This is a genomic window from Salinimonas marina (assembly GCF_015644725.1).
In the GTDB taxonomy this organism is placed as follows: Bacteria; Pseudomonadota; Gammaproteobacteria; order Enterobacterales; family Alteromonadaceae; genus Alteromonas.
Map to the genome: position 1 here is coordinate 1,075,290 of NZ_CP064795.1, position 11,911 is coordinate 1,087,200.

The 11,911-nt window shown below is 51.6% G+C and carries 6 protein-coding genes and 2 pseudogenes; 7 read left to right on the forward strand and 1 reads right to left on the reverse strand.

What is annotated here, in order from left to right:
• The 5 genes and pseudogenes from ispG (at position 1) to der (ending at position 6,027) form a co-directional block, all read left to right on the forward strand.
• A complete protein-coding gene (gene ispG, locus IT774_RS04605) occupies positions 1 to 1,119 on the forward strand; it encodes a flavodoxin-dependent (E)-4-hydroxy-3-methylbut-2-enyl-diphosphate synthase (protein WP_195811546.1) in 1,119 nt (372 codons plus the stop codon).
• Positions 1,120 to 1,211: 92 nt separating this feature from the next.
• Positions 1,212 to 2,489 carry a histidine--tRNA ligase gene (gene hisS, locus IT774_RS04610; protein WP_195811547.1) on the forward strand — a complete coding sequence of 426 codons (1,278 nt, stop codon included), beginning with the start codon at positions 1,212 to 1,214 and terminating at the stop codon, positions 2,487 to 2,489.
• Between the two features lie 54 nt (positions 2,490 to 2,543).
• Complete coding sequence (locus tag IT774_RS04615) at positions 2,544 to 3,164, forward strand: YfgM family protein (RefSeq protein WP_195811548.1); 621 nt, start codon at positions 2,544 to 2,546, stop codon at positions 3,162 to 3,164.
• 67 nt (positions 3,165 to 3,231) lie between these two features.
• A pseudogene (gene bamB, locus IT774_RS04620) lies at positions 3,232 to 4,442 on the forward strand (outer membrane protein assembly factor BamB).
• Positions 4,443 to 4,581: 139 nt separating this feature from the next.
• Positions 4,582 to 6,027 carry a ribosome biogenesis GTPase Der gene (gene der / locus IT774_RS04625; RefSeq protein ID WP_195811549.1) on the forward strand — a complete coding sequence of 482 codons (1,446 nt, stop codon included), beginning with the start codon at positions 4,582 to 4,584 and terminating at the stop codon, positions 6,025 to 6,027.
• A 1,086-nt stretch (positions 6,028 to 7,113) separates the two neighbouring features.
• Here der and xseA read toward each other — a convergent pair.
• Positions 7,114 to 8,465, reverse strand: a pseudogene (xseA, locus tag IT774_RS04630) (exodeoxyribonuclease VII large subunit).
• Between the two features lie 103 nt (positions 8,466 to 8,568).
• On the opposite strand from xseA, the gene guaB reads away from it, so the two are divergent.
• Positions 8,569 to 10,038, forward strand: coding sequence for an IMP dehydrogenase (gene guaB / locus IT774_RS04635; protein WP_195811550.1), 1,470 nt, complete (start codon positions 8,569 to 8,571; stop codon positions 10,036 to 10,038).
• Positions 10,039 to 10,106: 68 nt separating this feature from the next.
• Complete coding sequence (gene guaA, locus IT774_RS04640) at positions 10,107 to 11,684, forward strand: glutamine-hydrolyzing GMP synthase (protein ID WP_195811551.1); 1,578 nt, start codon at positions 10,107 to 10,109, stop codon at positions 11,682 to 11,684.
• Positions 11,685 to 11,911 lie beyond the last annotated feature (227 nt).

The following is an 11,911-nucleotide window of genomic DNA, read 5'->3' on the forward strand; positions in this document are numbered from 1 at the left end:
ATGTTTGCTGAAAGTCCGATTAAACGCAGAAAATCAATTCGCATCAATGTAGGCAATGTGCCTATTGGTGATGGTGCGCCAATTGCTGTGCAGTCGATGACCAACACTCAGACCACCGATGTGGCCGCAACAGTGGCGCAGATAAACCGGATCGTGGGTGTAGGCGGTGAAATTGTGCGGGTTTCGGTACCCACGATGGATGCTGCAGAAGCCTTTAAAGAAATTCGTCGGCAGGTAACAGTGCCGCTGGTGGCGGATATTCACTTTGATTACCGTATCGCCCTGAAAGTAGCAGAATACGGCGTGGATTGTCTGCGCATTAATCCCGGTAACATCGGCAATATGGATCGTATACGCTCGGTGGTGGACTGTGCCAAAGACAACAATATTCCTATTCGTATCGGCGTCAATGGCGGCTCTTTGGAAAAAGATCTGCAGGAGAAATACGGCGAGCCGACCCCTGACGCCCTGGTGGAATCAGCCATGCGTCATGTCGATATTCTGGATAAGCTGAACTTTGACCAGTTCAAGGTAAGTGTAAAAGCCTCCGATGTATTTTTAGCGGTAGGCGCGTATCGTGAACTGGCACGACGCATCGACCAGCCATTGCATCTTGGGATCACCGAAGCCGGTGGCCTGCGGGCCGGAGCAGTGAAAAGCTCGGTAGGCCTGGGGATGCTGCTGGCCGAAGGCATCGGCGATACGTTGCGGGTATCGCTGGCGGCCGATCCGGTAGAAGAGATTAAGGTGGGTTTTGATATCTTAAAATCACTGCGCATCCGTTCCCGGGGGATTAACTTTATTGCCTGTCCAAGCTGTTCACGACAGGAATTTGATGTGATTGGCACCGTGAATGCGTTGGAACAGCGGGTCGAAGATATTCTTACACCCATGGATGTGTCGATTATTGGCTGTGTGGTGAACGGTCCGGGTGAAGCCGAGGTGTCTGATCTGGGGCTTACCGGTGCGCGCAATATGAGCGGCTACTATGAAGATGGCAAACGTCAGAAAGTACGCCTGAAAAATGATGAACTGGTCGATCAGCTTGAAAAGCGCATCCGGGCAAAAGCCAGCCAGTTAGATGAAAGCCGCAAAATTGCGGTTAATGTAAAAGACTGACAACCCACGCTTGCCCATGGCAGGCGTTGTTGTTTCCCCATAAAGCCCCTATAATGCGGGGTTTTTATTTATCAGCAGTATGAGAAATTCAGGTGGCTAAAACAATACAGGCTATACGCGGAATGAACGACTGCCTGCCGGAAGTATCCGGTATCTGGCAGCAGGTAGAGTCAACCTTACGATCAGTGGTAGCCAGTTATGGTTATCAGGAAATTCGTACTCCTGTGGTTGAGAGCACCGATTTATTCAAACGCTCTATTGGTGAAGTCACCGATATTGTCGAAAAAGAAATGTACACCTTTGAAGATCGCAACGGCGACAGTCTGACCTTGCGACCAGAAGGTACGGCCAGCTGTGTGCGGGCGGGTAACGAACATGGCCTCTTGTACAATCAGCACCAGCGCTTATGGTATATGGGACCGATGTTTCGCCATGAACGTCCGCAAAAAGGCCGCTATCGTCAGTTTCACCAGTTTGGGGTGGAAGCCTACGGCCTGGACGGGCCGGATATTGACTTAGAAGTCATTTTGCTAAGCGCACGGTTATGGAAGGCGTTTGGTATTGCCGATCATGTGAAGCTGCAAATAAATTCATTGGGGTCTAATGAAGCCCGCCAGGCTTACCGCGAGGCACTGATTGAATTTCTGACCGCCCGTGCAGATCAGCTCGATGAAGACTCGCGCCGGCGCATGGAAACCAATCCGCTGCGCGTATTAGACAGCAAAAATCCAGAGGTTCAGGCAGCACTAGAAGGTGCTCCGTCGCTTATCGATCATCTGGACAGCGAATCTGAGCAACATTTTTCTCAGCTGTGTGAACGTTTAAGCCAGGCGGGAATCGAATATGAGATTAATCCGCGGTTGGTGCGCGGACTGGATTATTATAACCGTACGGTATTTGAGTGGGTTACCGACAGCTTAGGCTCACAAGGTACGGTTTGCGCAGGCGGCCGGTACGATGGTCTGGTAGAGCAACTGGGCGGAAAATCGACGCCGGCGGTAGGTTTTGCCATGGGAATGGAAAGACTGGTACTGTTGCTGACTACCCTGAATGCCGAAGAGCAGGGAACCAGCAGTGCAGATATCTTTGTAACCGCCCTGGGCGAGGATGCCGCTAGCTACGCCGTGACCGTAGCCGAGCAGGTGCGCGATACGGTAGCCGGAGCGCGGGTAATGATGCACTGTGGCGGCGGTAATCTGAAAAAGCAACTGAAGCGCGCCGATAAAACCGGTGCCCGGGTGGCGTTGTTGTTAGGCAGTGACGAGGCTCAGAACCAACAGGTAACGATAAAGCCTCTGCGAGATGGTCAGGAACAAAGCACAGTGGCGTTGGCCTCGTTAGAGACAGCAGTAGCACCTTTTATTGATTAAACCCTTTAAGCGGCTGGGAGCAGACGCTTTGATGAACAACCACAGAGGTTAGTGATGGAACAGTTCGCTACAGAAGAACAACAAGTAGAAGCAATTAAGCGATTCTGGAAAGACAACGGTACGGCGATCATTTTAGGCGCAGTATTAGGTTTGGGCGGCTTATGGGGCTGGCGCTATTACAGCGACTCGCAACTTGAGGCAAAAGCGCAGGCATCGGTAGAATATCAGCAGGCCGTTGAAACATTACAGTCGGACGGTGGTCTGAGCAATGTTGAACAATTTATCAGTAATCACGGTGATTCAGGCTATGCCAGCATTGCGCGCTTTATGAAAGTCAGCAAACTGGTAGAAAATAACGAACTGGAACAAGCCGCAAGTACCTTACAAGAGGTAATGAGCAGCACCGATGACAACAACCTGAAGACCCTGGCCGGTATTCAGCTGGCTCGTATTCAGCTTGAGCAAAGCGACAATGACAAAGCACTGGCGACACTGGAAGGGTTGAGCAACAACGCCTTCGGCAGTCTGATTGCTGAAGTCAAGGGTGATGTACTGGCCGCGCAGGGCAAGCTGGATGATGCTCGTATGGCTTATACCAAAGCGCTAAAAGATGATGCCAGTAATCAACTGGTTAAAATGAAGCTCGATAACCTGGCGGTCGCCACCGGTTCATAACAACACTCAAGAGGTAGTTAGTTTGTCACGAGTAACGTGTGGCCAGAAAGGCCGAATTTCGCGCGCAATGGGATTGGCACTGGCAATGAGTGTGTCATTGACTGGTTGTACAACCGTTTCCAATTGGTTCGCCGATGAAGAAGAAATTGAAATACGCACCCTGAAACCTATTGATGCTCAGTTTGAAGCGCAGGTGGTATGGGATACCGAAATCGGTGATGGCATTGAAGATTATTTTTCGCGCCTGCGTCCGGTTTATGGCGATGACAAAGTATTTGTTGCCAGCCGCCATGGCGAAGTGGCAGCACTGGACCCATCAAGTGGCGAAAGGTTGTGGGAACGAAATCTGGCGATTTTTGCTGACGAGGGCATGCTGGACGCCGTGAGTCGATTATGGCGTTCGGGTGAATCGGCGCGTATCGGCGGCCTGGCTACCGAGGCTAAAACCCTTTATGTAGGCACCGAAAATGGCGCTATCATTGCCATGGATACCGCCACCGGTGAAACCCGTTGGTCACACTCTGTGGAAGGTGAAATTTTGTCTGCGCCGGTGGTCTCTGGTGATGTGCTGGTGGTAAACACCGGCGCCGGAACCTTGTTTGGTATTGATACCGAAACCGGTGAACAGCTGTGGCTGAATGAAAGCGATGTACCGCCGCTGACACTACGTGGTATTTCCGCGCCCATCGCGGCAAATGGCGGTACCATAGTGGGCACCCCACCGGCAAGGTACAGGTTAATATTATCGATTCTGGCCTGGTCGCCTGGGAAACCGCGATCACCAAACCTTCTGGTGCCACCGAACTTGAGCGGATTGTGGATGTAGATGTCACCCCATTGATGTATGGCGGTATTATTTATGCCATTTCTTATAATGGCACGCTGGCAGCCATTGAATTGCGTAGTGGCCGGGTTATCTGGAAGCGTGAGTATGGTTCATATCGCGACGTGACCATGAACGGCAATACGTTGTTTGTGGTCGATAATAAGTCAGTGGTTTATGGGCTGGATCGTCGCAACGGGGTGGAGCTATGGTCGCAGAGCTCACTTAAACAGCGTAACCTAACGGAAGCGATGCCCGTCGGTGATAATGTCGTGGTGGGTGACAAGTGGGGCTATCTGCACTGGCTTAATCAGGAAACCGGTAAAGTTGTGGCTCGCTACAATTTAGGGGGCGATGATGAAGACGAATCAGTGTATGTGGCGCCAATTGTGGTTGAGGACAAAATTGTTGCTATCACCCGTGATGGCAATGTGGCGGCGCTGACCACTCCCTAGTCGTTCGCGACAAGTGTACAAAGCTATGCCGGACGGCTGACGAACTTTGCGTTTAGCGGTACAATATAGCTATATAGAACAAGCCGCGTGCTAACGCGGCTTGTTCGTTTTTGTTTATATCTCATGTAGGAATACATTAATGTTGCCTGTAGTTGCACTGGTGGGCCGGCCAAATGTCGGAAAATCCACGTTATTTAATCGACTAACCAATACCCGGGACGCGCTTGTAGCGGATTTTCCGGGGCTCACCCGTGACCGCAAATACGGACAGGCCACCTTTGATCGCAAGCAATTTATTGTGGTAGATACCGGCGGGATTACCGGTGACGAGGCCGGCATTGATGCCCATATGGCCCAGCAGTCGTTGCTGGCCATTGATGAAGCAGATGTGGTGCTGTTTTTGGTGGATGCCCGGGCCGGTCTGATGCCTGCTGATCAGGGAATCGCCGAACATCTGCGTAAAGTTGGTAAGAAAGTCTATGTGGTGGCCAATAAGGTTGATGGTATTGATGGCGACAGTGAAAGCGCGGATTTTTATGCGCTGGGTCTGGGCAATGTGTATCAGATTGCCGCCGCCCATGGCCGCGGTGTCTCACAACTGTTGGATAAAGGGCTGAATCCGCTGGCCGATGAATTTCCGGAAATGGAAGTGGTGCCCAAGCCCGAGCACGAAGAATTAACCTCGGATGAGCAACTTGAACGGCTCAAAAATCTGCCGATCAAACTGGCCATTGTAGGTAAGCCTAATGTCGGTAAGTCGACCTTAACCAACCGTATTCTGGGTGAAGATCGGGTGATTGTGTATGACATGCCGGGGACCACTCGCGACAGTGTGTACATTCCACTTGAGCGTGATGATCGTGAATACATTCTGATTGATACCGCGGGTGTGCGAAAGCGCCGCAAAATCACCGAAGCGGTAGAAAAGTTTTCTATTGTTAAAACCTTGCAAGCCATTGAAGAGTCCAATGTGGTGCTGCTGGTCATTGATGCCCGTGAAGGTCTTTCGGACCAGGATCTGAGCTTGCTGGGGTTTGTACTGAACTCAGGCCGTTCACTGGTGCTGGCAGTAAACAAATGGGATGGGCTGGATACTGATGTTAAAGATGAAATTAAACGTGAGATTGACCGTCGTCTGGGCTTTATCGATTTTGCCCGGTTGCACTTTATCTCTGCATTGCATGGTTCCGGGGTAGGCAATTTGTTTGACTCGGTAGTGGAAGCCTACGACAGTGCCACCCGCCGTATCAATACCTCTATTTTGACCCAGATTATGGAAATGGCACAGGACGAGCACCAGCCGCCCCTGGTGCAGGGTCGTCGGGTGAAAATGAAATACGCTCATGCCGGCGGCTATAACCCGCCGGTTATTGTGATACATGGTAATCAGGTTGACCGTTTGTCCGGCGCGTACAAACGATTCCTGATGAATTACTTCAGAAAGTCACTGAAAATCATGGGCACCCCGATTCGCATAGAATTCCGGGAAGGGGCCAACCCGTTTGAGGGTAAAAAGAACAAGCTGACGATGGCTCAGGAGCGCAAGCGTAAACGCATGATGTCGTTTCACAAGAAAAGTAAGTAAGTTGATTAAGGGGCGAGAGCCCCTTTTTTGATTGTGCTTTGCTTTGGCAGCAGGGACATCTTCATAAAACTGAAGATTTTTCGAGTTCATCCCTGCAAGTACTTCAGAAAGTATCCACCTTCTTGTCGCGTTGGCGATGGCAACCAGAGGGACACCCGCCGCCCTAATAGGCTACAACACACACTAGGTTGTCTTGAGCCAGAAACCAGGTGTCGGCAACGAAGAAAGAACTCTTCCCCTTAAGCTGCTGCCGGCAGCCCGGCGGATGGTGGGGTAAACTAGTGTGCCCGCAGGGATAATCTCATAGCAACCTATAGGTTTTGTAATGCATGTAGGGCAATTATTACATTAGCAAAGAATCTTTGATGTTTGTCATTATCCCTGAGTAGATTGGCTGCAATCTCACCTTCTTGTCGCGTGGGCGACGGCAACCAGAGGGGCACCCGGCGCTCCTCTGAGCTTTCCCGGGTTCTGGCTCGTTTGCCCTGGCGAAGCGTGAGCAATTGTTGCTTCACACAGGCAACCCGAACCAGGAAAAACGGGACATTCTGTTCTCTTGCCTGTCCCGGTTCCCCTTGCCTGCGGCGTCCTGCCTTGGCTCTCGGGTCGCTTGACTGTGCTACGCATCAATACGCTTCGATGGGCTAAAGCTAGTACTAGGTTATTTTGGTATTTGTGAAGAGCTTTACTACAAAGAAAGAGAATAACCCTTTGGAGTGAAATTACCCCGGAGACTCAGAAAAATGGTTGCCAGACGAGGAATGGATTCCGAGTCAGGCCGGCTCGGTGCAGGGATGCGCCGTGTCGGTCGGTGGTGACCATCTGAGGCTGCTGGGTAATGCTTTTCACGACAGGGGTCGATAGGGGATCCTTAAGGGGAAGAAAGAATTCTTCCCCTTAAGCTGCTGCCGGCAGTCCGGCGAAGGGGTGGGAAAAGCTTTGTTGCTCCTAGGGATTTTCTCTAAAACAACGATAGATATTGCGAATTCATCCCTGCAAAGGTGTCAGAAAACCTTAGCCTCTTTGTCGCGTGGGCGATGGCAACCAGAGGGGCGCCCGACCCCGGTCAGACGCCTGCATAACTACTCACACCGAACGCTTGCCAGTCACCGTACTCACAATCGTGCCATCTGCTACCCGGGTTTCAATAGACTGACCCTCACTGACCTGTTCCACAGAGGTCACTGCATCAGTGCCGGTAAAACTAATGCTGTAGCCGCGCGCCAGGGTGGCTAACGGGCTCACCGACTGCAATAGCTGTACTGAATTACCAAGCCGTTGCTTACTGTGGTGTAGCTGTTTTTTTACCGCCTCGTTTAAACGGTATTCCAAGGCGCCGTGGCGGGCTTTTAACCGGGTCAGTTGCATTGCGGGGTTTTGCTGGAACAGGCGATTTGATAGTTGATCGTGCCGGCGCTGCAACTGGACAAGGCGGGTATTCAACCCCTGGGTTAACGCCAGTTGCAAACGGTCTACCTGCTGTGACTGGGTTTTTAACTGATTCGCTGGATGACAGGCTTTTAAGCGCTGGTTAAGTAACAACAGATGGTGCTGGCTTTGCTTAGCATGCTGCGCCCAGGCTTTATGTAACGCCCGGGTGACCTGTGCCACCTGTTGTTGCATCGCCTGTTGGTCCTGACTCAGCAACTCGGCACCGGCCGACGGGGTCGGGGCGCGCAGGTCGGCCACAAAATCGGCAATGGTCACATCCACCTCATGCCCCACGGCGCTGATTACCGGCAACTGACTCTCGGCGATGGCATAAGCCAGTGCTTCATGGTTAAAACACCATAAATCTTCCAGCGAGCCGCCGCCCCGGGTAAGCAAGATCACATCAACTTCGGCGCGTTGATTGGCCCGTTCTATCGCGCTTATCAGCTGGATATGGGCGGTTTCACCCTGCACCAGAGTGGGGTATACCACCACCTCAGTAGTAGGACTGCGCCGCTGTAACACGGTGAGCGCGTCATGTAAGGCGGCCCCGAAATCGAGGTAATAATACCTATGCGACGGATTGTCTGGGGCAGGGGCTGCTTCTTTTCCGGCGCAAATAACCCGGCCTGATGAAGCTGTGTCTTTAATGCCTCAAAGGCCTGCTTAAGCTGGCCTTCACCATCCGGCTCCAGATGCTCAACAATCAGCTGATAATCTCCCCGGGGCTCGTACAGACCCACTGACGCCCGCACCAGCACCTTATCCCCTTCTTTCGGACGTTGGCGCACTCCACGGTTGGTGTTTTTGAACATGGCCGCCCTTACCTGGGCTTTATTGTCTTTCAGGGTAAAGTACCAGTGCCCGGAGGCCGCACACACAAAATTCGAAATTTCGGCCGACAGCCAGATAAGGCCTATTTCGCCTTCCAAAATCGTGCGAGCCAGGCGGTTTAGCTTGGTCACAGACAAAATTTGGCGACTGGTAGAGGGACTATTAAAAAGCATTAAAAAAATTTCTTATTGATAAAATTCAAATACAGTTTACCTGAAACTTAAAAAACACTACAATTGCGCCGCAATTAACCCCCGACTAAAAAGGTGTTGTTGCATGCTTCGAATCGTCCAGGAAGCCCTGACTTTTGATGATGTGTTGCTGGTTCCCGGCCACTCATCAGTCCTCCCTCATACTGCAAACCTGCAGACCAAGCTTACGCGCAATATTACGCTGAATATCCCGATGGTCTCTGCGGCCATGGATACCGTGACCGAAGCGCGTCTGGCTATAGCCCTGGCCCAGGAAGGCGGATTAGGGTTTATTCACAAGAACATGCAGCCTGAAGAACAGGCCCGTCACGTACGCGAAGTGAAAAAGTACGAAAGTGGCGTGGTTTCAGATCCGGTTACCGTGTCAAAAGACACTGCGCTTGGCGACGTGCTGGCTCTGAGCAAAAAGCTCGGCTATTCCGGTTTTCCGGTAACCGATGATGACAATAACCTGATTGGTATTGTGACCGGCCGTGACATGCGTTTTGAAAACCGCCTTGAGCTCCCCGTGCACAAGGTCATGACCGGCAAAGACAAGCTGGTTACGGTGAAAGAAGGTGCGAGTTCTGAGCAGGTACTGGAACTGATGCACGCTAACCGTATCGAAAAAATTCTCGTTGTAGATGACAACTTCAAACTTACCGGCCTGATTACCGTAAAAGATTTCCAGAAAGCGGAAAGCAAACCAAATGCCTGTAAAGACTCGCTGGGCCGTCTGCGGGTAGGTGCTGCGGTAGGAGTTGGTCCGGGTACTGACGAACGTATCCAGTTGCTGGTCGACGCGGGCGTTGATGTATTGCTTATCGATACCTCCCATGGTCACTCTCAAGGCGTTATCGATCGCGTGGCGAAGGTACGCCAGGCTTATCCAGACCTGGAAATTATTGCCGGTAATGTGGCGACAGCGGCCGGGGCCAAAGCGCTGGTTGAGGCTGGCGTAGATGCGGTAAAAGTCGGTATTGGTCCAGGCTCTATTTGTACTACCCGTATTGTGACAGGTTGTGGTGTGCCACAAATCAGTGCGGTATCCGACGCGGTGGACGCCATTGAGGGTTCAGGAGTACCGATTATTGCCGATGGTGGTATTCGTTTTTCTGGTGACATCGCCAAAGCCCTGGCCGCCGGCGCCAGTTGTGTAATGGTAGGCAGCATGCTGGCCGGGACCGAGGAAGCACCCGGTGAAGTGGAATTATACCAGGGACGTTATTTCAAATCGTACCGGGGCATGGGTTCATTAGGGGCGATGGATCAAAGCCATGGCTCATCCGATCGCTATTTCCAGGATCCGAACAGTGCCGAAAAGCTGGTACCAGAAGGTATCGAGGGACGGGTGGCGTACAAAGGGCCCATTGCCAATATCATCCATCAGCAGATGGGCGGTTTGCGTTCTGCCATGGGTCTGACCGGCTGTGCCACTATTGATATTTTGCGCAACGAAGCAAAATTCGTCAAAGTGACCTCGGCCGGCATGGGCGAGTCCCACGTGCATGATGTCAGTATCACTAAAGAAGCGCCCAACTATCGTATGGGCTAAGCCACTTCATCGCTTTACATCAGGCTGGTTTCGACCAGCCTGTTTGGTTTTAAATACGGGTAACAACAATGACCACTAATATTCATGAGCAACGCATTCTGATACTGGATTTCGGTTCACAGTACAGCCAGCTAATTGCACGTCGGGTAAGGGAAATCGGGGTGTACTGCGAACTTTGGGCCTGGGATGTCACCGAAGCCCAGATTCGTGAGTTTAATCCGCAGGGAATCATTTTATCTGGTGGCCCGGAATCGGTCACCAAGCTGAACTCGCCACGTGCTCCTCAATATGTATTCGAGGCCGGGGTCCCGGTGTTAGGGGTGTGCTACGGGATGCAGACCATGGCCGAACAGCTGGGCGGTAGTGTATTTGGCTCCAATAAGCGCGAGTTTGGTTATGCTCAGGTGGAAGTCAGTGAGCCCTGTCCGCTGCTGGATAAAATTGAAGATCATATCAGCGAAAACGGTAATGCGCTGATGGATGTATGGATGAGTCATGGTGACAAGGTCGAAAGCATTCCTGAAGGATTTGTGACCACAGCAAAAACGCCATCATGCCCCCACGCTGCTATGCACAACCTAGAAAAGCAGTTCTTCGGGGTACAGTTTCACCCTGAGGTCACACACACGCGTCAGGGTATGCGAGTGTTAACCCACTTTATTATGGATATCTGTAAGTGTGAAAAACTGTGGACGCCGGCAGCTATCATCGATGATGCGATTGCTCGTATCAAAGAAAAAGTGGGCGATGACCATGTGGTTCTGGGCTTATCCGGCGGGGTGGACTCCTCGGTAGTGGCCATGCTGGTGCATCGAGCCATTGGTACCCAGCTAACCTGTGTGTTTGTGGATAATGGCTTACTGCGATTAAACGAAGGCCAGCAGGTAATGGATATGTTCGGTGATCATTTTGGTCTGAACATTATCAAGGTGGACGCCGAAGACCGGTTTTTAAAAGCTTTGGAAGGGGAAGCCGAGCCAGAAGCCAAGCGTAAAATCATTGGCAACGAGTTTGTACGGGTGTTTGATGAACAGGCAGCCAAACTGACGAATGCCAAGTGGCTGGCACAGGGCACCATTTATCCGGATGTGATTGAGTCTGCCGGTTCGGCCACGGGTAAAGCCCATGTGATCAAGTCACACCATAATGTCGGTGGGCTGCCCGAAGACATGAAAATGGGCCTGGTGGAGCCTTTGCGTGAATTGTTTAAAGACGAAGTACGTAAGATAGGTCTTGAACTGGGTCTGCCTTATGACATGTTGTATCGTCATCCGTTCCCCGGACCGGGCCTGGGTGTCCGGGTACTGGGCGAAATCAAAAAAGAATACTGCGACTTGCTGCGTAAAGCCGACGCCATATTTATCGAAGAATTGTGGGCTGCTGATTTGTATAACAAGGTCAGCCAGGCATTTACGGTATTCTTACCGGTACGTTCAGTCGGCGTTATGGGTGATGCCCGTAAGTATGATTGGGTGGTGTCGCTGCGGGCCGTCGAAACCATCGATTTTATGACCGCGCACTGGGCGCATTTGCCCTACGATTTCTTAGGTCGGGTTTCAAACCGAATCATCAATGAAATCGATGGGATTTCGCGGGTGGTATACGATATCTCAGGTAAGCCACCGGCCACCATTGAGTGGGAATAACACTCGCACAACACAACCGCTGTGCTAGCGAATCGTAAACTTTAAAAAAGTCCGCCTTATGGCGGACTTTTTTGTGTTTGCTGTGTCGACGCAGGCGAAATTCGGGGACACCGAAGACGGTTCGACGAGAACCCTGAGAGCGCAGCACGCAGTAAATATTTTCCGACATGCCATGAGCGGGGTTCTATGCTAAAGAATTAGAATAGGTGGGCCAGATTGGGGGGGTA

Bases quoted from the DNA above. Each gene is read 5' to 3' on its own strand.
- guaB (WP_195811550.1), top strand. From the start codon at position 8,569: ATGCTTCGAATCGTCCAGGAAGCCCTGACTTTTGATGATGTGTTGCTG.
- IT774_RS04615 (WP_195811548.1), top strand. From the start codon at position 2,544: ATGGAACAGTTCGCTACAGAAGAACAACAAGTAGAAGCAATTAAGCGA.
- ispG (WP_195811546.1), top strand. From the start codon at position 1: ATGTTTGCTGAAAGTCCGATTAAACGCAGAAAATCAATTCGCATCAAT.
- der (WP_195811549.1), top strand. From the start codon at position 4,582: ATGTTGCCTGTAGTTGCACTGGTGGGCCGGCCAAATGTCGGAAAATCC.
- guaA (WP_195811551.1), top strand. From the start codon at position 10,107: ATGACCACTAATATTCATGAGCAACGCATTCTGATACTGGATTTCGGT.